Origin of the sequence: Martinezella lusitana (assembly GCF_016901135.1) — a bacterium.
Taxonomy (GTDB): Bacteria; Pseudomonadota; Alphaproteobacteria; order Rhizobiales; family Rhizobiaceae; genus Rhizobium; species Rhizobium lusitanum_D.
In genome coordinates, this window is sequence record NZ_JAFEVL010000048.1 from 353,981 (window position 1) to 378,663 (window position 24,683).

A 24,683-nucleotide genomic window follows, 5' to 3' on the forward strand; every position below is an offset into this window, starting at 1 on the left:
CACCATCATTGCGGCGGACCGAACGCGGACCGCCGCTTCGCATTGCCTCGAACTTTTGGGCGGCTCGATCTGCTGGGGCGTGGTTATGGCCGTCTCGGCACTTGCCGCGCTCTACCTGCGCAACGGCCTTCTGACGAGCCACCTGACCGCTCTTGCCCTTGTCTATTTCTTCGGCGGCGCGCTCTCCTGGCCGATCATGGTGCCGCTGACACGGCGCGTTGCCAGCCGTCGACCGCCGAGCGCGCGTTTCGCAGCGTTTTTCCTGGCGCTGTCGCTTGGCACCACGGCGATGACGGCATTTCTGTTCGCCATGGACTATCGCTGGTTCTATGCGCGCTGGCATGCGCCGTTCGGTTCGCTGATCTGGACGTTTCAATTCCTGTTCACCGGCGCCAGCGCCGTCTACCAATTCGCCGTTCTCGGCGTTACCTTGTTCCTGCCGTTCGGTTTGCTCTGCCTGATCGCCACCTCCGCTTATCTCGCGCGACGTGAGCGTTGAGCCGGACGAAAGATCGGTCGGACAAACATTGTGATTGCCGCCCGTCTTTGTTATGGGGGCGCCGAGGTTTCCTTTCCCGTTAGCCAAGAAAGCTTTGAGCCCATGATCCCGCGCTACTCCCGACCGGAAATGGTCGCCATCTGGTCGCCCGAAACCAAGTTCCGTATCTGGTTCGAGATCGAGGCGCATGCCTGTGACGCGCTGGCCGCTCTCGGCGTCATCCCGAAGTCGGCCGCGGAGACCATCTGGGAAAAGGGCGGCCAGGCGACTTTCGACGTCGACCGCATTGATGAGATCGAAGCCGTCACCAAACACGACGTCATCGCCTTCCTGACGCATCTCGCTGAAATCGTCGGTCCGGATGCGCGTTTCGTGCACCAGGGCATGACCTCCTCCGACGTGCTCGACACCTGCTTCAATATCCAGCTCGTGCGCGCCAGCGACCTGCTGCTGGCCGATATCGACAAGCTTCTGGAAGCACTGAAGCGTCGCGCCTTCGAGCATAAGGACACCGTCACCATCGGCCGCTCGCACGGCATCCATGCCGAGCCCACAACCTTCGGCGTCAAGCTGGCGCTTGCCTATGCCGAGTTCGAGCGCTGCAAGCAGCGTCTCGTCGCCGCCCGCGAAGAGGTTGCCACCTGCGCGATCTCCGGCGCTGTCGGCACCTTCGCCAATATCGATCCCCGCGTCGAGGAACACGTCGCCGCCGCTCTCGGCCTGAAGCCGGAGCCGGTCTCCACGCAGGTCATCCCGCGCGACCGCCACGCAATGTTCTTCGCCACCCTCGGCGTCGTCGCCTCCTCGATCGAGCGTCTTTCAACCGAAATCCGCCACTTGCAGCGCACCGAAGTCCTCGAGGCCGAGGAATATTTCTCGCCGGGCCAGAAGGGCTCTTCGGCCATGCCGCACAAGCGCAACCCGGTGTTGACCGAAAACCTGACGGGTCTTGCCCGCATGGTCCGCTCCTACGCCATGCCGGCCATGGAGAACGTGGCACTTTGGCACGAGCGCGATATCTCGCATTCCTCGGTGGAACGCATGATCGGCCCGGATGCGACCGTCACGCTCGATTTCGCGCTCGCCCGCATGACGAGCGTCATCGACAAGCTACTCGTCTACCCGGAAAATATGATGAGGAATCTGAACAAGTTCCGCGGACTTGTTCATTCACAGCGCGTGCTATTGGCACTGACCCAGGCCGGCGTTTCCCGCGAGGATTCCTATCGCCTCGTTCAACGCAATGCGATGAAGGTCTGGGAAGAAGGCAAGGATTTCCTTGAGGAGCTGCTGGCCGACCAGGAGGTCCGTGCGGCGCTTTCCGAGGCGGATATCCGCGAGAAATTCGACCTTGGCTATCACACCAAGCACGTGGACACGATCTTCAAGCGGGTTTTCGGCTAAGACTTGGCCGGACCGGCCTGATTGCGAGTTGAGGCGGTGCGGCTGACGCGCCGCTTTTTTCTTTTGTTCGCGGATTTGGCGACGATTGCGCGATTGCGCTCGACGCTTTCGCCCACATTGCCATTGTGCTGATTTTCGCTACGCTTGGCGGCCTTCCCCACAAGCCTATCCAAATGCTTCAGATCCTCTTCGTCGAGGTTTTCGATGCCGATGAAGCGGTTTTCAGCCGCGCTGGTCAGTATCAACTCATTGAGCTTGGCCTGAATGGCCCGCGTGTCACGCGTCTGCGCGTTCTGCAGCAGGAACACCATCAGGAAGGTTATGATGGTCGTGCTGGTGTTGATGACCAGTTGCCAGGTATCGGAGTAGTCGAAGATCGGACCGGTAGCGCCCCATAAGATAATGGAGAACAGCGCCAGGACGAAGATGGCCGGCTTGCCGGTCCATTCCGAAATCGTAACCGCAAAGCGGGTGAAGATGTGCGCAAGCCAAGCCATGATCCGCATCTCCTTGATGATGCGGATCAACGTGGAAACCCTGTTGCGGTTCCAACGATTGCGAAGAACCGCTGAAAGTCCGGACTTTTAGTCCTGAACCACCACCAGCTTGCGATAGAGATGCCAGGATGCGTGCCCGAGTATGGGCATGACCACGGCAAGGCCTGCGAAGATCGGGATCGTGCCGACGACGAGAAGTACTGCCACGATCAGGCCCCAGACTGCCACGGGCACCGGATTGATCAGCGTCGCCCGAATACTGGCATCGACCGCCGCCACGACGCCGACGTCACGGTCGAGCAGCAGCGGAAAGGTGACGACCGTGGTCGCCAGCACGACGAGCGCGAAGATGAAGCCGATGAGATCGCCCCAGAACATCATCGCCCTGCCCTCGGGGGTCGTCAAAATGTTCGACACGAAGGACCAGAGCGTGGGCGGTGCACCATCGCCGAAAAAGATGTAGTAGATGTTCTGCGCCGCGAATAGCCAGACGATGAATAGGCCGAACAGCATGAGGCCGGCGACGATGATCGACGGCAGCGCCGGTGAAAAGCGCACATCGAAAGCATGGCTCCACGACGTATCCTGCCCTCTTTCCCGCCGTCGACTGATTTCGTAGAGACCGATCGCCGCCAGGGGGCCGAGCAAGGCGAAGCCGGACATCAGCGGAAACAGCAGCGGCAGCAGATTCTCGCCGGAACTCCAGATCGCCAGAGCAATGCCGGCAATCGGATACATCAGGCACAAAAAGACGTAATGCGATGGCTTCTCGCTGAAATCGTCAAGCCCCAATTTGAGGGCGTCGACGAGGTCGGCGATACCGATCTTACGGATGGCGGGACGCGTAAAGGTGTGGTCCGCTCCTGCCATGACGTGAAAGGCCGTCATAATGCTCTCCTCCTCAACCGTGGTGCTCGGCAGGCGGTGCAAGATGGCGGCAAAACGGACGCCGACATCTTCATTCGCTACCGGCAACGGCGATGCTAGCAAATTTTGCCGCAATTGTCGCCTTTTTCCCTTGACAGTTGGGTTCACCTTTTCCACATCGGCGCATCATGAAAGTCTCCGACGCAGATATTCTCATCATCCCCGGTTACACGAATTCCGGCCCGGATCACTGGCAGACGCGCTGGGAGCAGAAGCTCTCGACGGCGCGGCGCGTGGAGCAGGCTGAATGGTCCAAGCCCGTTCGCGATGACTGGATCGCCCGCATTGCCGAAGAGGTCAATGCTTCCGAGCGACCTGTCGTGCTCGTGGCGCATTCGCTGGGCGTTCCCTCGGTGATCCATGCGATCCCGCATTTTCGCAACAAGGTCGCCGGCGCCTTCTTCGTCGCACCGCCCGATGTCGCCAATCCCGGCATCCGCCCGAAACATCTGATGACGTTCGGCCCCTATCCGCGCGATCCGCTGCCGTTTCCGTCGGTCACGATCGCAAGCCGGAACGACCCCTTCGGCAGCTATGAGCACGCCGATGATGTCGCCAGCAGCTGGGGTTCCCTTCTGATCGACGCCGGCGAGGCTGGTCACATCAACAGCGAATCTGGTCACGGCCCCTGGCCCGAAGGCACGATGGTCTTTGCCAAATTCCTCAGCCAACTGAAGCCGTGATACAATAAAGGCGGACTTGGGATGGATAGGCCCCGGCTCACTAGCCTGTGAAGTACCGGCCACCTTCATTCCATCGTCAGATAAAAGCCTGTAATACTGGGCATGACAGGATCCCGATTCTCGCATTGGCGCCCCGCCAAGGCCGGAATTCCGAGGTAAGGAGGCGCTGGCGGATTGTGAATTCGCTTCTTATCCGTTATGGGGACGCCCACATACGATCCACTTGCGCTATCCCGTGAGCGCCAAAGACAGAGAACAATACCAATGAACCGTCGCCGCCGTATCTACGAGGGCAAGGCCAAGATCCTTTATGAAGGACCTGAGCCGGGCACGCTGATCCAGTTCTTCAAGGACGATGCCACCGCCTTCAACAAGAAGAAACACGAAGTCATCGATGGCAAGGGCGTTCTGAACAATCGCATCTGCGAATATATTTTCAGCCATCTGAACAAGATCGGCATTCCCACCCATTTCATCCGCCGTCTCAACATGCGTGAGCAGCTGATCAAGGAAGTGGAGATGATCCCGCTCGAGATCGTCGTGCGCAACGTCGCCGCCGGCTCGCTCTCCAAGCGCCTCGGCATCGAGGAAGGCGTAGTGCTGCCGCGTTCGATCATCGAATTCTACTACAAGTCCGATGCGCTCGAGGACCCGATGGTCTCCGAGGAACACATCACCGCTTTCGGCTGGGCCAATCCCGCCGAGCTCGACGATATCATGGCGCTCGCGATCCGCGTCAACGACTTCATGACCGGCCTGTTCCTCGGCGTCGGCATCCAGCTCGTCGATTTCAAGATCGAATGCGGCCGCCTCTTCGAAGGCGACATGATGCGCATCATCCTTGCCGACGAAATCTCACCCGACTCCTGCCGTCTCTGGGACATCGAAACCCGCGAGAAGATGGACAAGGACCGTTTCCGCCGCGACATGGGCGGACTGCTGGAAGCCTATTCCGAAGTGGCCCGCCGCCTCGGCATCATCAATGAAAACGAACCCGTGCGCGGCACAGGCCCGGTTCTCGTCAAGTAAGTTCAGGAAGGACAATCGTGATCAAGGCTCGTGTAACCGTCACGCTGAAGAACGGCGTTCTCGATCCGCAGGGCAAGGCAATCGAAGGCGCGCTCGGGGCGCTCGGCTTTGACGGCGTTCATCAGGTTCGCCAGGGCAAGGTATTCGACCTGGAGCTTGAAGGCACCGACAAGAGCAAGGCCGAGGCGGATCTCAAAGCCATGTGCGAAAAGCTCCTCGCCAATACGGTGATCGAGAACTTCAGCATTTCGATCGACTGATTGTCCTCTTCCGCGGGCCGTTCTTCCTTTGCCGCAGGCAATGGAGTATGGCTCACGGAGCACATTCCAGCGATTACCCCTAGCCTATTGCGGGAACAGCATCATGAAATCAGCAGTCGTCCAACTCCCCGGCCTCAATCGTGATCGCGACATGATCGCGGCGCTGACCAAGATTTCCGGCCAGGCGCCCGTGACGGTCTGGCAGACCGAGACGGAGATCCCGGACGTCGACCTGATCGTCATTCCCGGCGGCTTCTCCTATGGCGACTATCTGCGCTGCGGTGCAATCGCGGCTCGCATGCCGATCATGCAGGCGATCAAGGATAAGGCCGACAAGGGCGTCAAGGTTCTCGGCGTCTGCAACGGTTTCCAGATCCTGCTGGAAGCCGGCATGCTGCCCGGCGCGCTGATGCGCAACGCCTCGCTGAAATTCGTCTGCCGCGAAGTGAAGCTGGAAGTCGTCAACGCAGACACGGAGTTCACCAGCGCCTACGCCAAGGGCCAGGTCATCCGCAGCCCGGTGGCGCATCACGACGGCAACTATTTCGCCGATGCCGAGACGCTGGCAGCGATCGAAGGCAACGGCCAGGTGGTCTTCCGTTATGCCGAAGGCACGAACCCCAACGGCTCTGTCAACGACATCGCCGGCGTGATGAACACCAAGGGCAATGTGCTCGGCATGATGCCGCATCCGGAAAACCTGATCGAGGCGGCGCATGGCGGCAACGACGGCCGCGGCCTCTTCGCCTCAGCACTCGGCGTGATCGCAGCCTGATAGATCGTCGGGCTTGGCTCCGAAATCTTAAAATCGACGTCTTTGCACAAAACAGCAGGGGCGTCGTTACCGTTGCCTCCGGCAACCCTCGGGCAAAGAGCTGCCCTAACCGCTTCGTTGGAAAGAAATTGATGCGCCCTCGCCTCCTGACAGGATTTTACTCCGCCGCTGCCATCACGATGCTTGGGCTTCTGGTCACCTCATGCGGCCCGCGCCCGCCGAGCATCAGCGCTACGGATCACAGCGCCCTGTCGACGATGGAGCGCGTCATGATCAATTCCAACGCCTGCTGGTTCAAATCGGCCGATCCGGCCTTTGCCGGCTATCAGCTCGCTCCGGAGCTCAATTCCTTTACCGGTCGTCCGCGCATTCTCGTCGTCGACAAGAAGCATCCGACCGGCCGCCCGTCCCTGGTTGTCCAGGCGGAAGGCAATCCGGCCCAATTGCAGGCCTTCGGTCCGATGATGAACGGCGCTTCCGGCGGCCGTATCACGGGCGACGTCAATCGCTGGGCTGCGGGTTCGAAGAACTGCAGTTAGGCCGATGGCCTGAAGAAGCTCCGCTTCCACTCAGACACCGTAGCCGATGCGTGACGTACCCTCAATTTCAGGGATCATTGTCATGAATAGGTTTGTCATTCTTTCAGGCTGCTCCGGCGGCGGCAAATCGACCTTGCTCGAAGCGCTCAGGCTTCGTGCGCATCATGCGGTCGAGGAGCCCGGTCGGCGCATCGTCACGGAGGAACTGGACAGTGGCGGCTCGGCGCTGCCGTGGGTGGACACCACGGCATTCGTACGCCGGGCGATCGACATGTCGCTAGCCGACCGCGAGGCGGCAGCGGCATTTCCGGGCATCGTCTTCTTCGACAGGGGATTGATCGATGCCGCATCAGCCCTCGAGCACCTGACGGGCGAGCCAGCTTTGACCTCCTACGGCCATCTGCACCGCTACAACAAGCATGTCTTCCTCGCGCCGCCCTGGCCGGAAATATATGTCGGCGACCGCGAGCGCAGACATGATCTGCCCGAGGCGGTCGCTGAATACGAGCGGCTGAGCGTCGCCTATCCTTCGCTTGGCTATGAAGTCCATGTCCTGCCGAAAATCGGCGTCGAAGAACGTGCCGATTTCGTCCGTTCGATTCTGGACCTGAGCTGATTGTACACGTTTCGGCTAGGCGGGCGTGGGCGTGTGCCGCTCAACCCCAGAAGAACGACTTGCTGACCTCGGTCCTCGCCTCGCTTCGCGTCAGTCCGATATCGCAAAGCTGATCATCCGTCAGGTCCCGCAAGACCCAGCGGCTTTCGCGTTTCTGCATCCAAAGAACGAACGACGTCCAGAGCCGATACGCCGGGCGCGACTTTGGCTGCGCCGCCCTTGTATCCCGGCCCGCGGCGAAAGCTTCCTTGGCTTCGGCTGGATAGATTGTATCTATTGTACTCATTTCAATGCTCGCTTGATGGTGACATTTCTCGACGTACCGAGCCAAACGATACGATTGTCACTTAGTATTGACTCCATGCGCGATGCAATATAGCAAATTGTCATTATGACAAATTGGCTCCCTGACATTTCCAGCGGCAATGGGCCGGTCTATATCCGCGTTGCCGACAGCATCGAGAACGCGATCACGCACGGCGTTCTGCCGCCCGGCACGAAGCTGCCGCCGCAACGCAACCTTGCCTATGATATCGGCGTCACCATCGGCACGGTGAGCCGGGCCTATGCGCTCGTGCATGAGCGCGGCCTTGTGGCTGGCGAAGTCGGCCGAGGCACCTATGTGCTGGAGCGTTCGAACGGCAAGCAGATCGAACAGGTGGATCCGATCACGCAGGCGCTCGCCGGCACCCGCGGCCTGAATGCTCCCGATGCCCGGATACGCTTCGATACGACGGCCGCCCCGGATATCGGCCAGGGCGAGATCATCGGCAAACTGTTTGCGGATATCAGCAGGGAGCATCAGTCGGAGATTTCCTCCTACTCGCGGAATTTCCCGACGAGCTGGTTTGAGGCGGGACAGATCTGGCTCGCCCGCAACGGCTGGCAGCCGGCGATCGAGACCGTCGTACCGACGTTGGGCGCCCATGCCGGCGCCATCGCCGTCATCTCGGCCGTCACCTCGCCCGGCGACAAGATCGTTTTCGAAAACCTCACCTATACGCAGATCAGCCGCGCTACACGCCTCCTCGGGCGCCGTTCGGTATTGGTGGATTCCGATGAGCACGGCATCAACCCCGACGATTTCGAGCGGCTGTGCCAGCAGCAGCATCCGCGTTTGGCCTTCCTGATGCCGACTGCGCATAATCCCACGCTGGTGACAATGCCGGAGGCGCGGCGCCGAGCGATCGCCGCCATCGCACGCCGTCACAGCGTCTGGCTGATCGAGGATGATCTCTATGGCGGCATGACAGGCGACCAGAACCCGCTCATGGCGTCCATCGCGCCGGAGCGCACCTTCGTGGTCAGCAGCCTGTCGAAGTCCGTTACGGCAGGCGTGCGTGGGGGCTGGGTCGCCTGCCCGCCGCATTTCGCCCAGCGAATCAAGGTCACGCATAAGATGACGACCGGCGGCCTGCCTTTCATTCTGGCGGAAACCTGCGCCCGGCTCGTGCTGGATGGTCACGCGCTGGAGCTGCGCCGCAGGTCGGTCGAGGAAATCAGGGCCCGCGAGCAGCTGGCGCGGGACGCCCTGTCAGGATTTGAGTTCAACTCGCATCCGCATCTGCCGTTTCTTTGGCTGAAGCTACCCGAACCATGGCTATCAGGCACATTCAAGAATGCCGCCATCGCCGACGGCGTGCTCATCGACGATGAGGATGAATTCAAGGCCGCGCGCATGGAGAAGGTCTATCATCGCGTTCGCGTCGCATTCTCATCGCCGCGACAACGAGAAGATGTCGCCGCCGGCTTTATGACGTTACGTCGGTTGCTGGAAAACGGCTCGGCCGGTTACGACAGTCACATTTAAGCCAGCCTCGTCGTTTTTATCGACAGCGATCTTGCGAAATCCCGGCTCTGCTATCTCGACACCTAGCACCCTACCATTCTATGTATGGGACACGATTCGCCCGCCATACCAGGGGGAGTGCATGGCAATTGATAGCGTTTCAGCAAGCAATTTGAGCAAGCGTTTAGTTACGAGTTTTCTGGCAATCAGTTCCGTATTCATCGTAGGTCAATCCGCCGCAATTGCGGCAGACACGGTTGCGGCCGCACCCGCACCTAAGATTTTCGACGAACTGCGCTTCGGAGCGAGCGGCTCCATCCAGAGCGGTTACGACCACGAAAAGGGTGTGTTTCCGGATATCCAGGTGCTTTTCAATCCGTTCGGCTACAATCCGACCGCCGATTGGAAGGATCAGCTGGCCCATCCGCGCATTCATTTGGGAACCTCGATCGGCACAGCCGGCTCGGCGACCCAGGTTTATGCCGGTCTTTCCTGGACGCTGACGCATAGCAACGGCATCTTTACCGAAGCAGGCTTCGGTGGAACGGTACATTCGGGCAATCTCGATGATTGGACCGAGCACGGTCCGATGCTCGGCTGTCGCTTGCTTTTCCACGAATATGCCGGGATCGGCTACAATTTCGACAGCCATTGGAACATGATGGCGCAGATCGCGCACTCTTCGCACGCCAATCTCTGCGATGGTCCGAATGGCGGCATGACGCGTGTCGGCGTTTTGGTCGGCTATAAATTCTAGTGATCCGGGAACGGCCGCGAATGGCCGTGCTCGCGACTTGCCTGTTATGAATGCCGGCGTGCTGTGAACGCCGGCGATTTTCCTGTCGCACGACAGGTTGACTTGCGCTAAAGAGACCTCGATCCCCTGACCGGCCTTCAAACCCCTTACAGGCAAGGACCCTCGAGCGCCCATGACCATTTCCAATTCGATCCAGATCACCCCCCAACTGATTGCCGCCCACGGCCTGAAGCCGGATGAATATCAGCGCATTCTGGATCTGATCGGCCGCGAGCCTTCCTTTACAGAGCTCGGCATCTTCTCGGCCATGTGGAACGAGCACTGCTCCTACAAATCCTCCAAGAAGTGGCTCCGTACCCTGCCGACCAAGGGTCCGCGCGTCATCCAAGGCCCCGGCGAGAATGCCGGCGTTGTCGATATCGATGACGGCGATTGCGTCGTCTTCAAGATGGAGAGCCACAACCACCCCTCCTATATCGAGCCATACCAGGGTGCCGCGACCGGCGTCGGCGGCATTCTACGTGACGTCTTCACCATGGGCGCGCGCCCGATCGCGGCAATGAACGCGCTGCGCTTCGGTGAGCCGGATCATCCAAAGACCCGTCATCTCGTTTCCGGCGTCGTTTCCGGCGTCGGCGGCTACGGCAATTCCTTCGGCGTTCCGACGGTCGGCGGCGAAGTCGAGTTCGATGCGCGCTACAATGGCAATATCCTAGTCAATGCCTTTGCCGCTGGCCTGGCCAAATCCAACGCCATATTCCTGTCGGAAGCCAAGGGCGTCGGCCTGCCGGTCGTCTATCTCGGCGCCAAGACCGGTCGCGACGGTGTCGGCGGCGCCACGATGGCATCGGCGGAGTTTGACGAATCGATCGAAGAGAAGCGCCCAACTGTTCAAGTCGGCGACCCCTTCACCGAAAAGTGCCTGCTGGAAGCCTGCCTGGAACTGATGCAGACCGGCGCCGTCATCGCCATCCAGGACATGGGTGCAGCCGGCCTCACCTGCTCTGCCGTCGAAATGGGCGCCAAGGGCGATCTCGGCATCGAGCTGGACCTCGACAAGGTGCCCGTGCGCGAAGAACAGATGACGGCCTACGAAATGATGCTGTCGGAAAGCCAGGAGCGCATGCTCATGGTGCTGCAGCCGGAAAAGGAAGCCGTCGCCAAGGCGATCTTCGTCAAGTGGGGCCTGGATTTCGCCATCGTCGGCAAGACGACAGACGACCTGCGCTTCCGCGTCATCCATCAGGGCGAGGAAGTCGCCAACCTGCCGATCAAGGATCTCGGCGATCAAGCTCCGGAATACGACCGTCCTTGGCGGGAAGCAGACAAGCGCGCCGCCCTGCCCGCCGATCTGGTAGCCGCTCCTGAAGATTACGGCCAGGCTCTGCTATCGCTGGTCGGCTCCGCCAATCAGTCGAGCCGCCGTTGGGTTTACGAGCAATATGATACCCTGATCCAGGGCAACTCGCTGCAGCTCCCGGGCGGCGACGCCGGCGTCGTGCGCGTCGAAGGCCATCCGACCAAGGCGCTGGCCTTCTCGTCTGACGTAACACCGCGTTATGTCGAAGCCGATCCGTTCGAGGGCGGCAAGCAGGCCGTCGCCGAATGCTGGCGCAACATCACGGCAACCGGCGCCGAGCCGCTTGCAGCGACCGACAACCTGAACTTCGGCAATCCGGAAAAGCCTGAGATCATGGGCCAGCTTGTCGGCGCGATCAAAGGCATCGGCGAAGCCTGCCGCGCGCTCGATTTCCCGATCGTCTCGGGTAACGTCTCGCTCTATAACGAAACCAATGGCGTCGGGATTCTGCCGACCCCAACCATCGCCGGTGTCGGTCTTCTGCCGGACTGGAAGGCGATGGCCCGCATCGGCTCCGCTTCCGAAGGCGACCACGTGCTGATGATCGGCGTAGACGGCAGCCATCTCGGCTCTTCGATCTATCTCCGCGATATTCTGGGCTCGACCGATGGCCCCGCTCCGGAAGTCGATCTTTTCGCCGAGCGCCGCAACGGCGATTTCGTCCGCTCGGCCATCCGCAACGGCCAGGTCACGGCCTGCCATGACATCTCATCGGGCGGCCTGGCGCTGGCGCTCGCCGAAATGGCCATCGCATCCCGCAAGGGCCTGCGTATCGACCTGACTGAAAGCAAGACCCAGCCGCATGCAGCACTTTTCGGTGAGGATCAGGCTCGTTACGTCATCGCCGTTCCCGCCGATGTCGCCGATTTCGTCTGCATCAATGCGGCAAGCGCCGGCGTGCCGTTCCGCCGCCTCGGAACCATCGGCGGCGATGCGCTCGTCATCGATGGCTTGCTGTCGCTTCCGGTTGAGCAGTTGCGCGACGCGCATGAATCGTGGTTTCCTGCCTTCATGGATGGCAGCGCCCTCGCTGCCGCTGAATAGATCGAGGTATACCACCAATGCCAATGAACCCCGGCGATATCGAAGACATGATCAAAGCCGGCATTCCCGGAGCCAAGGTGACAATTCGCGACCTGGCCGGGGATGGCGATCATTATGCCGCTGAAGTTGTCGCGGAAGCCTTCCGCGGCAAGAGCCGCGTGCAGCAGCACCAGATGGTCTATGATGCCCTGAAGGGCAATATGGGCGGCGTGCTGCACGCCCTGGCGCTGCAGACCTCAGCGCCCGATTGAGACTGCCTGCAACTCGCTGCCGGAGTTGAATGTCAGCTCCGGCATGTTGTTCGCCGAAAACTCAGCAAAGCGGGAGGCTGGCAACGGGCCAGCCGTCATCAACGTAAAATCGAAGAATGCCTGTACGTCCGGCCCGAGCACATATTGCCGATGGACACGCAGGAAATCGCGCTTGATCTTGGCGTAGTGCTGGGCTGTCAGCATTTTCTTGAAACGCACGAATAGGATCGCCGGCTGCTTGGCGTCGGCATGCCCGCAAACCGCTACAACCTTTGTCTTGTAGAAATGGATCGCGTCGGTGAGACAGTGAACGTCCACCCAGAACATCTCCTTGCAGCGCGCGAGCAAGCCAACACGTGAGCGCAGCACCGCCGCCGGCCGCATGAGGGCGCATTGCAGGATGGCGCTGCCCAGGGTCGTAAACACCACGCGCTTGTCACGAAAAACCTCAGGCTCCCGCTCGAGCAGGAGACCGATCACATGCGCCGCCACGGACGAACCCATGCTATGCGAGGAGATGACGAATTCATCGACGCCGGGCTCATCCAGCGCCTGACGCACACTGATCGCGCAGGTCTCCAGCCATTGCTCGTTGCCGATACCGTTCAACCCCGCCATCTCCACGGCCATTTCCCAGTCGGAAAAGAGATGCAGCGTATGCAACCTCTCGGCCTGCGGCAGGAAAGCATAGACGAAGAAAGCGACGGCCAAGGCGATGCTGCCGATATGGCTCCATGCGCCGAACCCCAGCATGAACGGCAAGAATGCGATCGACAGGCTGAGCAGCAGCCCGACAAGCATAAGCAGAAACGGAAATATGAAAAACAGGCCGAAACGCCATGCATGGCGGAAATAGCCTGTCATCCCTCCGGAGACGATAACCCTTGCGGCAGCGAGATAGCCCTGTGCCAGCCGCGTGAAGAAAGGCCTGCCATTCAACGCCGCAACCAGATCGTTGTGATCGATGACATGAATACGGCTTTGCGTCCGCCAATCCGCAGCTTCGGCAGTCACATCGAAATAGGGTGCCCTGCCGAAATTCTTCAGCTCGTCCACGGTGACCGAATAATCCCACACGGCAGCGCTTTGCCTAGCCGAGCGCTCGTAGCGAGCCCGATGCGCCGCCGCATCCAGCGGCTCAAAGCCAGGGAAGTGGAGAACCACCCGCTTCTTGATACTATCCATATTGTCGTTGGTCCCCGGCGCGTTTCAGCGGCAGATACACGTAAGCGACCGCCAAGACCATGGCCTGCCGGCTTTTTCATGGCAGCGCAATGCAAAGCTATTCCCTCGCCTCACTGTTACAGCGAGTGAAACTCCCATCGTCCGGGGCTTGAAAGCGCGAATCAGATCAGCATTCCCGGCCGGGATAGGGCGAGATGTCAGAACATCGATCCGCCGGCGGCGCAGTCATGATCTTTTCGACGACCGAAGCCACGGGCGGTTGCGGCGTCGGTGCGGTCGACGCGCGATAGCCAAAGGCGATGCTTAGAATCAAAACGATGGCGCTCACGGTAACGGTACTGTTCAATATCGAGGCTTTTGGCGTGCGAACGTGTTCGTAATATTCCCGCTCGCCTTCACTGGTCTCTTCAGAACCGTAAAACTCGCGCTCCTCACCAACCTGGCCCTCGGTATAGTGATGATGGTGGCTCATGGTGTCCGCTCCCTCATATGCAATGCAATCTTCGCAAAGGACCGATACGCGCCAAATCGCATCAATCGACTAACTCTAACAAACATACCGGTCACCTGTAAAATCAGTAGCAACCTAATATTAATCAACCCTTGCTTCTATTTTATGTGTGTTGTTCAGCCTTCAAGTTGAAGGGCCTATTTCAAAACGCACTGTTCAAGAAAAATCGCTAATTGACGGATTCGGCCGTCTTCCTTAACAGCTGATGCCGGAAATCCATTCATGCGATGAAAAAGACGCATGGTACGTTTTGCGGCTGGAAATCGAGCCGGTCGCTTGCTATTTAAGAAGCAGATTTAACGCTGTGGGCCTTGACCCCGCATGTGAAAGGACTGGAAAATGAGCGGCATTCACGAATTCATCGCCAATGAAGTAAAAAACAATGACGTTGTTGTCTTCATGAAGGGCACGCCCCAGTTCCCGCAATGTGGTTTCTCGGGCCAGGTGGTCCAGATCCTCGACCATATCGGCGTCGACTATAAGGGTATCAATGTCCTTGCTGATGCCGAGATTCGTCAGGGCATCAAGGAATACTCCAACTGGCCCACCATCCCGCAGCTTTACGTGAAGGGCGAATTCATCGGCGGCTGCGATATCGTACGCGAAATGTTCCAGGCGGGTGAGTTGCAGCAGCACTTCCAGGAAAACGGCATCAGCGTTCGCGCCGCCTCCTGATCGGTCACCGGGCTCCTCGTCCGGTTTCCATAGTCCAATTCGATCGAAAAGGCGCTGCCACCGGGCAGCGCCTTGATATGTTTATGGGAATAAAAACCGTGACGACTACATCCCAGGCTATGTCCCATGGGCAACTACCCATGGGCAAACGCGAGTTCATCGTGCTCGCGGCCTTCCTGATGGCGATCAATTCATTGGCCATCGACATCATGCTCCCCGCTCTCCAACAGATCGGCTCCAGTCTCGGCGTCGAGAACGAGAACCATCGGCAATATGTGGTAACCGCCTATCTGATCGGATTTGGCTCGGCGCAGCTTATCTACGGTCCGTTGTCGGATCGCTTCGGCCGCCGCATCCCCCTGCTGATCGGCATTGTCGTCTATGTCATCTCCGCCTTCGGCATTGCCCTTATTCCGTCCTTCGCCGGCCTGCTCGCCCTGCGCTTCATTCAAGGGCTGGGTTCGGCAGCGACGCGCGTCATCACCATTTCCATCGTCCGCGACGTTTTCGGCGGCCGCCTGATGGCGGAGGTGATGTCGCTGATCATGATGGTCTTCATGATCGTTCCGGTCATCGCGCCGGGAAGTGGCCAGATCATCATGCTGGTCAGCACCTGGCACATGATCTTCGTCTTCATCGGCACGATGGCGACACTCGTGGGCATCTGGATGTATTTCCGGCTGCCGGAGACGCTGAAGCCCGAGAATGTGCGCCCGCTGACCGTCAGGTCGGTTGCATCCGGCTTCGGTATGGTTCTGACGAACCGTGTCGCGCTCTGTTACACGATCGCCAGCACGTTCCTCTTCGGCGCGCTGTTCGGCTTCATCAACTCGGCCCAGCAGATCTACAGCGGTATTTATGGACTTGGCGTCTATACCCCCGTCGCCTTTGGCGGCGTGGCGCTGTTCATGGCGCTGTCATCCTTCATCAATTCGCAGCTCGTCGGCCGTTTCGGCATGCGGCGGCTGTCGCATGCGGCCCTGCTCGGCTTCTCTTTCATTACCTTCGTCTGGCTGATGGTGCAGCTTTACGGCCCCGCGCCGATGCCCTTCCCGCTGTTCATGATCTTCTTCGCGCTGGCGATGTTCCAGTTCGGCTGGATCGGCTCCAATTTCAACTCGCTCGCCATGGAACCGCTCGGCCATGTCGCCGGTACGGCCTCCTCGGTACTCGGTTTCATGAGCACGGTCGGCGGCGCGTCGATCGGCGCCGGCATCGGCCAGTATTTCAACGGCACGGCGACGCCGATGGTCGTCGGCTACTTCACTGTCTCGCTGATCGGCTTGATGTTCGTGCTGATTGCCGAAAAGGGTCGCCTCTTCCGCCCACACAATGCGCCACCGCCGGCCGATCAATCCCTCGCTTTGCATTGACAGGCAAATCCATATGACCCCGCCTCAAGAACGCACGCCGGCGCAATCCGGCTCCAATCGCATCGGCCTCGGCATCGTCGAATTCATCATCACGATCGCTCTGATGACAGCCAGCATCTCCATGGGCATCGACAGCATGCTGCCGGCCCTTCCGAACATCGGCCAATCGCTTGATGTCGCCAACCCCAATGACACACAGCTGATCATCGGCGTCTACTTCCTCGGCTTCGGCATCTGCCAGCTCTTCTTCGGCAGCCTGGCGGATACTTACGGCCGGCGGCGCATTCTACTCGGAGGCCTGGCCTTTTATACGGTGACGCTCTTTGCGGCGGCCTGGAGCGGCAGTCTCTTCGCGCTGCTCGCTCTGCGCTTCGCGCAGGGTGTCGGCGCCGCAGCCGTGCGCATCACCACGCTTGCCATCGTCCGCGATTGCTTCGGCGGCCGTGAGATGGCGCGCGTCATGTCCTACGTGATGATCGTCTTCATGATCATGCCGATGGTCGCACCTTTCGTCGGCCAGGTGATCGTTGCCTATTCCAACTGGCAATGGATCTTCATTCTGATCGGTATAGTCAGCGCCGGCCTTTTCCTGGTCGCGTTCTTCCGCATGAAGGAGACGCTTCCGACAGAAGAACGCCTGCCGCTTTCGGTCGCCTCGGTCCTGTCCGGTTTCAAGACGGTCCTGACCAACCGCATCACCTGCGGCTACATGATCGGCCTCACGCTCTACACGGGTGTGATCTGCGCCTATATCGTCTCGGTGCAGCAGGTATTCGGTGAGGTCTATGGCCTCGGGGACTCGTTTCCGATCGCCTTTGCGGCGACGGCGGCCGGCACTGCCGTCGCGCAGTTCGCCAATGGCTATTTCGTCCGCAGCTTCGGCATGCGGCGCATCTCCCATGCCGCCATGATCGTCTTCACCGCCCTGGGCGCTGTCGGCTACGTTGTCGGCATGTTCGGTCAGCCAAGCTTCACGTTCATCTATGTGCTGATCTCGATAATGCTGATGATGTTTGCGGTCATTACCACCAACTTCATGGCCATCAGCCTGGAGCCGATGGGACACCTGGCGGGCACGGCGGCGGCCATCACCAGCTCGGTCTCCACCACGGTCGGCGTCCTGCTCGGCGGCATCGTCGGCCAGATGTTCGATGGCACCGCTCAGCCGCTAATCGCCGGCTTCACCATATTCGGTGCGCTCACGATCCTGGCAACGCTATGGGCCGAACGCGGCAAGCTCTTCACCCATCCCGGCGATACGCCGGCGCTGGAGCCCGGCATGGGGCACGTCTGAACAACGTGCCTCTCAGGCGTCGCTACGCGAACGGCTGACCCAACGCAGCGCCGCGGCGATTGCAAGTCCGAAGAGTGGCCACATCGCCCAAGGCGTGCCCTGCCAAGTGAAAAGATTGATCGCGGCAATGCCGATACCGGTGATGACAAGGCTGGCGATCGCCATGTCGACCTGCTTGTTGCGACGAATTAAGCGGTATGCGTTGACCCAGAGAATGATGAGTATCGGCCATTTCGCCCAGAACTCACCATCCCAGGTCAGTCCATTGAGCACGGCAAGGCCGATGCAGATGATCAACGGCGTTCCGTAATTAAGTCGCCAATCCTGCAACAGGGAGTTTCTCGCCGCCACCTCCGGCGCCCGTGCCGGAGCCGGCTGCGGGTTGGACCGATAGTCGGAGGTGGTGGTGTCCACCACCTGCACGCCACCAACGCGCACGGCATAGCTCGGCACGCCGCCCTCGATATTCTTGACCTCGAGCTGACCGAGGAAATCGAAGCCAACCGCGACCTTGTTGCGGACCTGGTCGTAGACCGTATTGGAGATAACGATACCGCCAGGAGTGGCGCGCGACTGAAGCCGCGCGGCGATATTGACACCATCGCCGTAGAGATCATTGCCATCGGCGATCACGTCGCCGAGGTTCAGGCCGATGCGAAAGAGCATCTGCTTTTCGGTATCCATGGCGGCATTGTAGCCAGCAAGTTCGTTCTGGACATCGATTGCTGCCCGCACGGCTTCGACAACGCTTGGAAATTCGGCGAAAACACCATCGCCCCAGGTATTGATCACCCGGCCACCATGCGCCTCGATTAGCCGCGTCATGGCATCTCGATAACGCCGAAGGGTCGCAAGCGTCCCCTCCTCGTCCCTGCCCATAAGACGCGTGTAATCCTGCACGTCAGCGCAGAAGATGGTGGTCAGCTTGCGGCTCGTCTCGGACATCTGCCTCATCCTCTCGGCAAGCGCCGACGGTGGCCCTTGCCTGCTGCTGCGAAGATAGTCTTCCCGACGCGACTTTCCAAGTGGTCGCGTCGGCTGCTGACCCGGCTCGATGCGACAGGTTATACGGTGAAAACCTCGCGTCGCAGCAGTTCCCAGGAATCCTTGTCCACCGCGACCAGCAAGCCGCCGTCGAGATGATGCGGCAGATAGGGTGAGCCGTCGAAGCGACGCACATAAGCGCCCGCTTCCTGCGAGATCAGCGCGCCGGCCAGATGGTCCCAGGGCATCAGCTTGTTGTACATCAGATAGTGGACGTGGCCGCCGGCGAGAGTGCGATACTCGTGCGCCGCGCATCGATAGTTGGTGGAGTAGCGCACCTTGGCGAGATTGCCCATGACTTCCGCCCGCTTGTCCTTCGGCAGGAAGCCGGTCGATGCCATGCCGACCATGTCTTCCAGCGCGACCGGCTGCGTCGCCCTCATGCGCAGGGTCTCGCCGTCGGGACGGCGCAACCATGCGCCGCTGCCGCGCTCCGCCAGCACCCAATCGTCGCCCATCGGATCGAAGATGATGCCGGCGACCGTCTCGCCTTTGGAGATCACCGAAGCCATGACACCGAAGGCCGGGATGCCGGAGGCGAAATTGAACGTGCCGTCGACGGGATCGACGATGATGGCCAGATCCGCATCCGGCAGCTTGTCGAGCAGTGCCGGATCGGCCGCGACGGATTCTTCGCCGACGAAGAGCGCCTCGGGCCAAAGCCGCTCCACCTCGGCCTTCACCATCCGCTCAGCACGCTCGTCAGCTTCGGTCACCAGATCGGTCGCTTCGCTCTTCGCGCGGACGTCATCACTGCCAAGTCTGCGGAAGCGCGGCAGGATCTCCATCTGCGCGGCGCGGCGCAACACATGAGCAAGGGTGGTAACGTCAACGGGCGATGTCATGATATGGTCCTTTCGTGTCAGACGCCGATAATTTCGCGGCGGATCATTTGCCAGCTATCCTCATCCGGCGCAGAAATAATGCCGCCCGTCGTTTCGCCCGGCCGGTAGGGTGTGCCATCGAATTTGGCCGTATAACCGCCGGCCTCCTGATGCGCCAGTACTCCGGCAAGATGATCCCAGGGCATCAGCTTGGAATGACCGATGAAATGCCATTTGCCCGATGCCACCATCCAGTATTCGTAGGCGGAACAATTGAGCGAGAAAGTCATGCGTGTCTTGGCGAGATTGGCACAGATACGCGACCTCTCCGGCTCGTCCATGTGTCCCCAGGATATGGCGCCGGTCATGGCGCCCAGGGGAGCGGATGCGGCAACGGAAAGCCGCCTCGCCTGCCCCGCACGGCGACGCAGGAAGGTGCCCCCGCCACGCATCGCGGTAATGGTGTCTCCGAGTACCGGATCATAGATGACGCTGGCAATCGTCTCGCCATTGGCGACAACGGCGACGATCGTGCCAAACACCGGCAGCCCTGCCGCAAAATTGAACGTGCCGTCCACCGGGTCGATGGTAAAGGCCAGTTCCGCATGCGCCAGTGCCGGCACAACCGACCGGTCGGCCTCATAGGCCTCCTCTCCGACGATAAGAGCGCCTGGAAAGCGGGCCTTCAGCGCGGCAGTGATATATTGCTCGGCAAGCAGATCTGCCTCAGTCACCAGATCGATGGCCGACGTCTTTTCCGATATGTCGCCATCACCCAGATTGCGGAACCGCGGCAGGATTTCCTGCGCCGCCGCCTCGGCAACGATCGTCATCAGATGGTCGAAGTCTGTATCGGAGAAAGTCATCGGAGGCCTTTTGTCTTGGGAGGGACCTCCTCTTATGACCGATTCGATGACGCTGGTGTGGCAAAAGCGCCTAATCGGCGTCGGTTTGTCCAGTCATCAGACCGGCAAAATCGAAGAGCTTGGGATCGAGCAGATGCGACGGATTCACATGCGCCAGCGCGCGCAGCATCGTATCCTTGCGGCCCGGCATGCGCCGCTCGATATCAGCAAGCATGTCCTTCATCGCATTGCGCTGCAGCCCATCCTGCGAGCCGCAGAGATCGCAGGGAATGATCGGAAACTGCATGGCGGCGGCGAACTTGGCGAGATCGTCCTCGGCGGCATAGGCGAGCGGGCGCAGCAGCATCAGATCGCCCTCATCATTGAGAAGCTTTGCCGGCATCGAGGCCAGGCGGCCGCCATGGAAAAAGTTCATGAAGAAGGTTTCGAGAATATCCTCGCGGTGATGGCCGAGCACCAATGCATCACAACCCTCTTCGCGCGCAATACGATAGAGATTGCCGCGGCGCAGGCGCGAACAAAGCGAACAGTAGGTCGCGCCCTCGGGTACCTTTTCCTTCACGATGGAGTAGGTGTCGCGATACTCGATGCGATGCTCAACGCCAATCTTCGCCAGATAGTCCGGCAGCACATGCTTCGGGAAGTTCGGCTGGCCCTGATCGAGATTGCAGGCAATCAGTTCCACCGGCAACAGGCCGCGCCATTTGAGATCAAGCAGGATCGACAGCAGCCCGTAGGAATCCTTGCCGCCGGAAAGGCCGACCAGCCAGCGCCTTTGCCCCTTCAGCATCTGGAAATCCTCCAGAGCCTGCCGCACCTGCCGCAGCAGGCGCTTGCGAAGCTTGTTGAAGGAGACAGACCGAGGCACATCGGAAAACATCGGATGCACGCCAGAGACGCCGTCCTCAGCCTCGATATCGATCTCGTCCATTACCGTCGTTGCGATATTCATTCCGTCGTCCTCAGTGCCTCGCCACGCTGATAGCAGAAAGCGTCGAAAGAAGACACCGCATCAATCGCCGAACACCGACCAGCCCGTGCGCGCAGCCAGCATTTCCAGCGCCACCGCGCCGAGCTGCGAATTGCCGACCTTGTTCAGGCCCGGCGACCAGACGGCGATTGATCCTATACCCGGCGCCACGGCGAGAATGCCGCCGCCGACGCCGCTCTTGCCGGGAAGACCGACATGATAGGCGAAATCGCCGGAGCCGTCATAATGGCCGCAGGTCAGCATCAGCGCATTGATGCGCCGCGCCCGCTTCGGCGAAACGACGGAATGGCCTGTGATCGGATTGCTGCCGCGCGCCGCAAGATAGAGCCCAGCCTTGGCAAGCTGCTGGCAGCTCATCGAAAGAGCGCATTGGTGGAAATAGACGCCGAGCACATGCTCGACCGGATGGTCGAGGTTGCCATAGGCACGCATGAAATTGGCGAGCGCGAAATTGCGAAAGCCCGTCTGCGTCTCAGAGCGCGCTACCCTGTCGTCGATGGTGATCGACTCGTCATCGGCGACATAGCGCACGAAGCGCAGGAGCTCGCCGATCGCCTCGCGCGGCGCATGGCCAGACAGCACGACATCGCTGACGGCGATCGCGCCGGCATTGATGAAGGGATTGCGCGGAATGCCTTCTTCACGCTCGAGCTGGACTATGGAGTTGAAGGAGGTGCCAGACGGCTCGCGTCCCACGCGCTTCCAAAGGCTTTCGCCGATCTTGCCGAGCGCCAGCGTCAGCATGAAGACCTTCGAAATACTCTGGATGGAAAAGGCAATGCCCGCATCACCGACGCTGTGAACCTCGCCGTTGACGGTGGCGATCGTCATGCCGAACTGCTTTGGATCGACCTTGGCGAGTTCCGGAATGTAATCGGCAACCTTACCCTCGCCGATACGCGGCGAAAGCTCCGTATAGATGCCGTCGAGAATTGCCTGCAGATCGGTCATAGGGCGCTCCAAAGACAAAAAAAGCCGCTCGAAAGGAGCGGCTTTTCCATCATGAAAAATATCCGCTTGTTAACGCGAATAGAATTCGACGACCAGCTGCGGTTCCATGACGACTGCGTAGGGCACATCGGCGAGGGTCGGAACGCGAGCGAAAGTCGCTACCATCTTGTTGTGATCGGCTTCGATATAGTCCGGAACGTCGCGCTCGGCGAGACCGATCGATTCCAGAACGATCACGAGCTGCTTCGACTTTTCGCGGACTTCGATGACGTCGCCAGCCTTGCAGCGGAACGAACCGATGTTGACGCGAACGCCGTTCACCGTGACGTGGCCATGGTTGACGAACTGACGGGCTGCGAAAACGGTCGGAACGAACTTGGCGCGGTAGACGATCGCGTCGAGGCGCGATTCGAGCAGGCCGATCAGGTTTTCCGAAGTGTCGCCCTTGCGGCGGTTGGCTTCGTCGAAGGTGGCACGGAACTGCTTTTCACGCAGGTCGCCGTAGTAGCCCTTCAGCTTCTGCTTGGCGCGCAGCTGCACGCCGAAGTCGGAGAGCTTGCCCTTGCGGCGCTGGCCGTGCTGGCCCGGGCCGTATTCGCGACGGTTAACCGGGGACTTCGGACGGCCCCAGATGTTCTCGCCCATACGGCGGTCAATTTTGTACTTGGACGATTCGCGCTTGCTCATCGCATTTCCTTTCAAACTATTTGAGCGGCCCGTTGCCGAACCGCGAAGGAAACACGCCCTCCTCTGAACTCCATTTTCGAGCTCTGACAGGCCTCTCACATTAGCGAACGGAGAAAGCCACGGGACATGTCAAATGAAACACCGGACATTTCTGCCCGGCGTTGGCGCGGTCTGTAAGGGGTCGTCATGAAAATGTCAACAGCGGGATCGAAGGAAGTGCCAGCTATTCCGCAGCCGCTTGCTCTGTGCCATGCAAATCAGGCGCATTGGCGTCGCCCGGCGCTGTCTGGCAGTCGATATCCGGGAACGCCACAACGCGGCGACCGGAGAAATCGGTATGGACGACGACGCTGCCCTGTTCCTCGAAGTAGCTGAGCAAACGCCGGGCGCGGCGGGCGGAGTGGGTACCGTAGGCACGGGCGATCCGCGCATCGGAGGGGCAAGCTTCGCCACCGATGGCAGCCTTGGCAAGCATCAGGAAAACACCCTGCAGATCGTCGGTGACACCAGCCGAAAGCGAAAGAGCCGTCGCCCATGCCTCCGTCGCCATCGTCGCCTCGTCCGCGCCGGAGCGCACCACCGCCACGCGGCGACGGAATTCGGACAGGCTCATCGGCGCACCAGGCACGCGGCGCATGCGCAACCGCACGAGAAACTCCTGGTAGAGGACGGAATCCGTGCGGAAGGCCGAGGCCGGATCATCCAGGATTTCCGAAAGCACTGCGGTCACCCGCGCTTCGCGATCCTCGTTCGACAATTCTGGCTGGTTCGGCTTCGGCTCTGCCGCAGCCGTGTTCGTCGCAGGGGCGGAACGCGACAGCTCGGCCAGGATATCCGTCGTCGGGCGCGGCGCGGGTGTGGCCCGACGAACCATCGGCTTGGAAAACTCTTCCGGATCCGGTGTGAAGATCAGATCCTCGACATCCTGAGGTGCATCCGGCAGCGGCATCAGCTTCGGGCTGGAGGAACGCGCCGAGGTTTCCACGGAACCGATGGTGATCGGCAACGGCCGCCGCGAGAGCGCCGGACCGAGAGCGACAAAATTGCCGCGCTTCAGATCGCGGAACATTTCCGCCTGCCTGCGATCCATGCCGAGAAGATCGGCGGCGCGCGCCATGTCGATATCGAGGAAGGTGCGGCCCATCAGGAAGTTGGAGGCCTCGGCCGCGACGTTCTTGGCAAGCTTCGCCAGGCGTTGTGTGGCGATCACGCCGGCAAGGCCGCGCTTGCGGCCGCGGCACATCAGATTGGTCATGGCGCCGAGCGACATCTTGCGTGCATCTTCGGAGACATCGCCGCCGACGGAAGGCGCAAACATCTGCGCCTCGTCGACTACGACCAGCACCGGATACCAGAATTCGCGATCGGCATCGAACATGCCGTTGAGGAAAGCGGCGGCGGCGCGCATCTGCTGCTCGATATCGAGCCCTTCCAGCGTCAGCACGCAGGAAACGCGATGCTGGCGAATGCGGTTAGCGATGCCGGCAAGCTCGGCCTCGGTGCGTTCGCCATCCACAACCACATGCCCGAACTTATCGGCCAGCGTGACGAAATCGCCTTCCGGATCGATAATGACCTGCTGCACCCATTGCGCTGATTGTTCCAGCAGACGGCGCAGCAGATGCGATTTTCCGGAGCCGGAATTGCCCTGCACGAGCAGACGGGTTGCCAGCAGCTCCTCGATATCGAGCTGGGCGCTGGTCCCGCCGGACGCCGTTCCCATGTCGATGCCGACCTGCAATGCACTTCCCCTGTCATCAAGAATCAAATGCGGATGCGTCCCATCTTTCTGAAAGGACGCGCCTTCGTCTAGCAAAGATTTCCAGGCTATGCGCCCGCGGATTGAAAAAAC

General features: G+C 60.3%; 27 protein-coding genes. 15 read left to right on the plus strand and 12 right to left on the minus strand.

Going from position 1 to position 24,683, the window contains the following annotated elements:
• Nucleotides 1–7: 7 nt before the first annotated feature.
• Together JTP94_RS22565 and purB are read left to right on the plus strand one after the other, a co-directional pair.
• Complete coding sequence (locus JTP94_RS22565; RefSeq protein ID WP_204853075.1) at nt 8–499, plus strand: hypothetical protein; 492 nt, start codon at nt 8–10, stop codon at nt 497–499.
• Between the two features lie 102 nt (nt 500–601).
• Complete coding sequence (purB, locus tag JTP94_RS22570) at nt 602–1,903, plus strand: adenylosuccinate lyase (protein ID WP_204852677.1); 1,302 nt, start codon at nt 602–604, stop codon at nt 1,901–1,903.
• Here purB and JTP94_RS22575 read toward each other — a convergent pair.
• Both JTP94_RS22575 and JTP94_RS22580 read right to left on the minus strand, forming a co-directional pair.
• Nucleotides 1,900–2,400: a low affinity iron permease family protein gene (locus JTP94_RS22575; protein WP_204852678.1), complete on the minus strand. Its 501-nt coding sequence runs from the start codon at nt 2,398–2,400 to the stop codon at nt 1,900–1,902. The two genes, purB and JTP94_RS22575, sit on opposite strands and share 4 nt — an antisense overlap.
• A gap of 87 nt (nt 2,401–2,487) precedes the next feature.
• A complete protein-coding gene (locus JTP94_RS22580) occupies nt 2,488–3,288 on the minus strand; it encodes a DUF2189 domain-containing protein (protein ID WP_204852679.1) in 801 nt (266 codons plus the stop codon).
• A gap of 167 nt (nt 3,289–3,455) precedes the next feature.
• Between JTP94_RS22580 and JTP94_RS22585 the strand changes: the two genes are divergently transcribed.
• From JTP94_RS22585 to JTP94_RS22610, 6 genes are all read left to right on the plus strand, one after another.
• The gene (locus tag JTP94_RS22585) at nt 3,456–4,010 is read left to right on the plus strand and encodes an alpha/beta hydrolase (protein WP_034504847.1); all 555 of its coding nucleotides are present in this window, start codon (nt 3,456–3,458) and stop codon (nt 4,008–4,010) included.
• Nucleotides 4,011–4,274: 264 nt separating this feature from the next.
• Complete coding sequence (gene purC, locus JTP94_RS22590; protein WP_034504846.1) at nt 4,275–5,039, plus strand: phosphoribosylaminoimidazolesuccinocarboxamide synthase; 765 nt, start codon at nt 4,275–4,277, stop codon at nt 5,037–5,039.
• Between the two features lie 17 nt (nt 5,040–5,056).
• Nucleotides 5,057–5,299, plus strand: a complete 243-nt coding sequence (purS, locus tag JTP94_RS22595) for a phosphoribosylformylglycinamidine synthase subunit PurS (protein ID WP_037202350.1) — start codon at nt 5,057–5,059, stop codon at nt 5,297–5,299.
• Nucleotides 5,300–5,402: 103 nt separating this feature from the next.
• On the plus strand, nt 5,403–6,074 hold the full coding sequence (gene purQ, locus JTP94_RS22600; RefSeq protein ID WP_034504841.1) for a phosphoribosylformylglycinamidine synthase subunit PurQ: 672 nt from the start codon (nt 5,403–5,405) through the stop codon (nt 6,072–6,074).
• A 131-nt stretch (nt 6,075–6,205) separates the two neighbouring features.
• Nucleotides 6,206–6,613 carry a hypothetical protein gene (locus tag JTP94_RS22605; protein WP_034504839.1) on the plus strand — a complete coding sequence of 136 codons (408 nt, stop codon included), beginning with the start codon at nt 6,206–6,208 and terminating at the stop codon, nt 6,611–6,613.
• Nucleotides 6,614–6,695: 82 nt separating this feature from the next.
• Nucleotides 6,696–7,229 carry an AAA family ATPase gene (locus tag JTP94_RS22610; protein ID WP_204852680.1) on the plus strand — a complete coding sequence of 178 codons (534 nt, stop codon included), beginning with the start codon at nt 6,696–6,698 and terminating at the stop codon, nt 7,227–7,229.
• A 40-nt stretch (nt 7,230–7,269) separates the two neighbouring features.
• Here JTP94_RS22610 and JTP94_RS22615 read toward each other — a convergent pair whose 3' ends face one another.
• A complete protein-coding gene (locus tag JTP94_RS22615) occupies nt 7,270–7,515 on the minus strand; it encodes a DUF1127 domain-containing protein (RefSeq protein WP_204852681.1) in 246 nt (81 codons plus the stop codon).
• A gap of 105 nt (nt 7,516–7,620) precedes the next feature.
• Between JTP94_RS22615 and JTP94_RS22620 the strand changes: the two genes are divergently transcribed.
• From JTP94_RS22620 to JTP94_RS22635, 4 genes are all read left to right on the plus strand, one after another.
• Nucleotides 7,621–9,039 carry a PLP-dependent aminotransferase family protein gene (locus JTP94_RS22620; protein WP_204852682.1) on the plus strand — a complete coding sequence of 473 codons (1,419 nt, stop codon included), beginning with the start codon at nt 7,621–7,623 and terminating at the stop codon, nt 9,037–9,039.
• Nucleotides 9,040–9,160: 121 nt separating this feature from the next.
• Nucleotides 9,161–9,775, plus strand: a complete 615-nt coding sequence (locus JTP94_RS22625) for an acyloxyacyl hydrolase (protein ID WP_246755194.1) — start codon at nt 9,161–9,163, stop codon at nt 9,773–9,775.
• A gap of 172 nt (nt 9,776–9,947) precedes the next feature.
• Nucleotides 9,948–12,179, plus strand: coding sequence for a phosphoribosylformylglycinamidine synthase subunit PurL (gene purL / locus JTP94_RS22630; protein ID WP_204852683.1), 2,232 nt, complete (start codon nt 9,948–9,950; stop codon nt 12,177–12,179).
• Nucleotides 12,180–12,196: 17 nt separating this feature from the next.
• Nucleotides 12,197–12,430, plus strand: a complete 234-nt coding sequence (locus JTP94_RS22635; protein WP_004108912.1) for a BolA family protein — start codon at nt 12,197–12,199, stop codon at nt 12,428–12,430.
• Here the strand turns inward: JTP94_RS22635 and JTP94_RS22640 are convergent.
• Nucleotides 12,416–13,615, minus strand: a complete 1,200-nt coding sequence (locus JTP94_RS22640) for a hypothetical protein (RefSeq protein ID WP_204852684.1) — start codon at nt 13,613–13,615, stop codon at nt 12,416–12,418. The two genes, JTP94_RS22635 and JTP94_RS22640, sit on opposite strands and share 15 nt — an antisense overlap.
• 166 nt (nt 13,616–13,781) lie before the next feature.
• Nucleotides 13,782–14,087 carry a hypothetical protein gene (locus JTP94_RS22645; protein ID WP_204852685.1) on the minus strand — a complete coding sequence of 102 codons (306 nt, stop codon included), beginning with the start codon at nt 14,085–14,087 and terminating at the stop codon, nt 13,782–13,784.
• A gap of 378 nt (nt 14,088–14,465) precedes the next feature.
• Between JTP94_RS22645 and grxD the strand changes: the two genes are divergently transcribed.
• From grxD to JTP94_RS22660, 3 genes are all read left to right on the plus strand, one after another.
• The gene (gene grxD, locus JTP94_RS22650) at nt 14,466–14,801 is read left to right on the plus strand and encodes a Grx4 family monothiol glutaredoxin (RefSeq protein WP_204852686.1); all 336 of its coding nucleotides are present in this window, start codon (nt 14,466–14,468) and stop codon (nt 14,799–14,801) included.
• Nucleotides 14,802–14,941: 140 nt separating this feature from the next.
• Nucleotides 14,942–16,174: a multidrug effflux MFS transporter gene (locus JTP94_RS22655; RefSeq protein ID WP_204853077.1), complete on the plus strand. Its 1,233-nt coding sequence runs from the start codon at nt 14,942–14,944 to the stop codon at nt 16,172–16,174.
• Nucleotides 16,175–16,187: 13 nt separating this feature from the next.
• The gene (locus JTP94_RS22660) at nt 16,188–17,468 is read left to right on the plus strand and encodes a multidrug effflux MFS transporter (RefSeq protein WP_204852687.1); all 1,281 of its coding nucleotides are present in this window, start codon (nt 16,188–16,190) and stop codon (nt 17,466–17,468) included.
• Nucleotides 17,469–17,480: 12 nt separating this feature from the next.
• Here JTP94_RS22660 and JTP94_RS22665 read toward each other — a convergent pair whose 3' ends face one another.
• The 7 genes from JTP94_RS22665 to JTP94_RS22695 all read right to left on the minus strand — a co-directional run bounded on the left by JTP94_RS22665 (nt 17,481) and on the right by JTP94_RS22695 (nt 24,572).
• Nucleotides 17,481–18,413: an adenylate/guanylate cyclase domain-containing protein gene (locus JTP94_RS22665; RefSeq protein ID WP_204852688.1), complete on the minus strand. Its 933-nt coding sequence runs from the start codon at nt 18,411–18,413 to the stop codon at nt 17,481–17,483.
• Between the two features lie 119 nt (nt 18,414–18,532).
• The gene (locus JTP94_RS22670; RefSeq protein WP_204852689.1) at nt 18,533–19,357 is read right to left on the minus strand and encodes an inositol monophosphatase family protein; all 825 of its coding nucleotides are present in this window, start codon (nt 19,355–19,357) and stop codon (nt 18,533–18,535) included.
• Between the two features lie 17 nt (nt 19,358–19,374).
• Entirely contained in the window at nt 19,375–20,202 is an 828-nt protein-coding gene (locus tag JTP94_RS22675) for an inositol monophosphatase family protein (protein WP_204852690.1), read from the minus strand.
• 70 nt (nt 20,203–20,272) lie between these two features.
• Nucleotides 20,273–21,154, minus strand: a complete 882-nt coding sequence (ttcA, locus tag JTP94_RS22680; protein WP_204852691.1) for a tRNA 2-thiocytidine(32) synthetase TtcA — start codon at nt 21,152–21,154, stop codon at nt 20,273–20,275.
• Between the two features lie 60 nt (nt 21,155–21,214).
• On the minus strand, nt 21,215–22,144 hold the full coding sequence (locus tag JTP94_RS22685; protein ID WP_204852692.1) for a glutaminase: 930 nt from the start codon (nt 22,142–22,144) through the stop codon (nt 21,215–21,217).
• Nucleotides 22,145–22,213: 69 nt separating this feature from the next.
• Complete coding sequence (gene rpsD / locus JTP94_RS22690; protein WP_034504816.1) at nt 22,214–22,831, minus strand: 30S ribosomal protein S4; 618 nt, start codon at nt 22,829–22,831, stop codon at nt 22,214–22,216.
• A gap of 223 nt (nt 22,832–23,054) precedes the next feature.
• On the minus strand, nt 23,055–24,572 hold the full coding sequence (locus JTP94_RS22695) for an ATP-binding protein (RefSeq protein ID WP_204852693.1): 1,518 nt from the start codon (nt 24,570–24,572) through the stop codon (nt 23,055–23,057).
• Nucleotides 24,573–24,683 lie beyond the last annotated feature (111 nt).

What these genes read in the sequence shown, in the direction of transcription:
- purB (WP_204852677.1), top strand. Translation starts at nt 602, where the DNA reads ATGATCCCGCGCTACTCCCGACCGGAAATGGTCGCCATCTGGTCGCCC.
- JTP94_RS22575 (WP_204852678.1), bottom strand. Translation starts at nt 2,400, where the DNA reads ATGGCTTGGCTTGCGCACATCTTCACCCGCTTTGCGGTTACGATTTCG.
- JTP94_RS22580 (WP_204852679.1), bottom strand. Translation starts at nt 3,288, where the DNA reads ATGACGGCCTTTCACGTCATGGCAGGAGCGGACCACACCTTTACGCGT.
- JTP94_RS22585 (WP_034504847.1), top strand. Translation starts at nt 3,456, where the DNA reads ATGAAAGTCTCCGACGCAGATATTCTCATCATCCCCGGTTACACGAAT.
- purC (WP_034504846.1), top strand. Translation starts at nt 4,275, where the DNA reads ATGAACCGTCGCCGCCGTATCTACGAGGGCAAGGCCAAGATCCTTTAT.
- purQ (WP_034504841.1), top strand. Translation starts at nt 5,403, where the DNA reads ATGAAATCAGCAGTCGTCCAACTCCCCGGCCTCAATCGTGATCGCGAC.
- JTP94_RS22605 (WP_034504839.1), top strand. Translation starts at nt 6,206, where the DNA reads ATGCGCCCTCGCCTCCTGACAGGATTTTACTCCGCCGCTGCCATCACG.
- JTP94_RS22610 (WP_204852680.1), top strand. Translation starts at nt 6,696, where the DNA reads ATGAATAGGTTTGTCATTCTTTCAGGCTGCTCCGGCGGCGGCAAATCG.
- JTP94_RS22615 (WP_204852681.1), bottom strand. Translation starts at nt 7,515, where the DNA reads ATGAGTACAATAGATACAATCTATCCAGCCGAAGCCAAGGAAGCTTTC.
- JTP94_RS22620 (WP_204852682.1), top strand. Translation starts at nt 7,621, where the DNA reads ATGACAAATTGGCTCCCTGACATTTCCAGCGGCAATGGGCCGGTCTAT.
- JTP94_RS22625 (WP_246755194.1), top strand. Translation starts at nt 9,161, where the DNA reads ATGGCAATTGATAGCGTTTCAGCAAGCAATTTGAGCAAGCGTTTAGTT.
- purL (WP_204852683.1), top strand. Translation starts at nt 9,948, where the DNA reads ATGACCATTTCCAATTCGATCCAGATCACCCCCCAACTGATTGCCGCC.
- JTP94_RS22635 (WP_004108912.1), top strand. Translation starts at nt 12,197, where the DNA reads ATGCCAATGAACCCCGGCGATATCGAAGACATGATCAAAGCCGGCATT.
- JTP94_RS22640 (WP_204852684.1), bottom strand. Translation starts at nt 13,615, where the DNA reads ATGGATAGTATCAAGAAGCGGGTGGTTCTCCACTTCCCTGGCTTTGAG.
- JTP94_RS22645 (WP_204852685.1), bottom strand. Translation starts at nt 14,087, where the DNA reads ATGAGCCACCATCATCACTATACCGAGGGCCAGGTTGGTGAGGAGCGC.
- grxD (WP_204852686.1), top strand. Translation starts at nt 14,466, where the DNA reads ATGAGCGGCATTCACGAATTCATCGCCAATGAAGTAAAAAACAATGAC.
- JTP94_RS22655 (WP_204853077.1), top strand. Translation starts at nt 14,942, where the DNA reads ATGGGCAAACGCGAGTTCATCGTGCTCGCGGCCTTCCTGATGGCGATC.
- JTP94_RS22660 (WP_204852687.1), top strand. Translation starts at nt 16,188, where the DNA reads ATGACCCCGCCTCAAGAACGCACGCCGGCGCAATCCGGCTCCAATCGC.
- JTP94_RS22665 (WP_204852688.1), bottom strand. Translation starts at nt 18,413, where the DNA reads ATGTCCGAGACGAGCCGCAAGCTGACCACCATCTTCTGCGCTGACGTG.
- JTP94_RS22670 (WP_204852689.1), bottom strand. Translation starts at nt 19,357, where the DNA reads ATGACATCGCCCGTTGACGTTACCACCCTTGCTCATGTGTTGCGCCGC.
- JTP94_RS22675 (WP_204852690.1), bottom strand. Translation starts at nt 20,202, where the DNA reads ATGACTTTCTCCGATACAGACTTCGACCATCTGATGACGATCGTTGCC.
- ttcA (WP_204852691.1), bottom strand. Translation starts at nt 21,154, where the DNA reads ATGAATATCGCAACGACGGTAATGGACGAGATCGATATCGAGGCTGAG.
- JTP94_RS22685 (WP_204852692.1), bottom strand. Translation starts at nt 22,144, where the DNA reads ATGACCGATCTGCAGGCAATTCTCGACGGCATCTATACGGAGCTTTCG.
- rpsD (WP_034504816.1), bottom strand. Translation starts at nt 22,831, where the DNA reads ATGAGCAAGCGCGAATCGTCCAAGTACAAAATTGACCGCCGTATGGGC.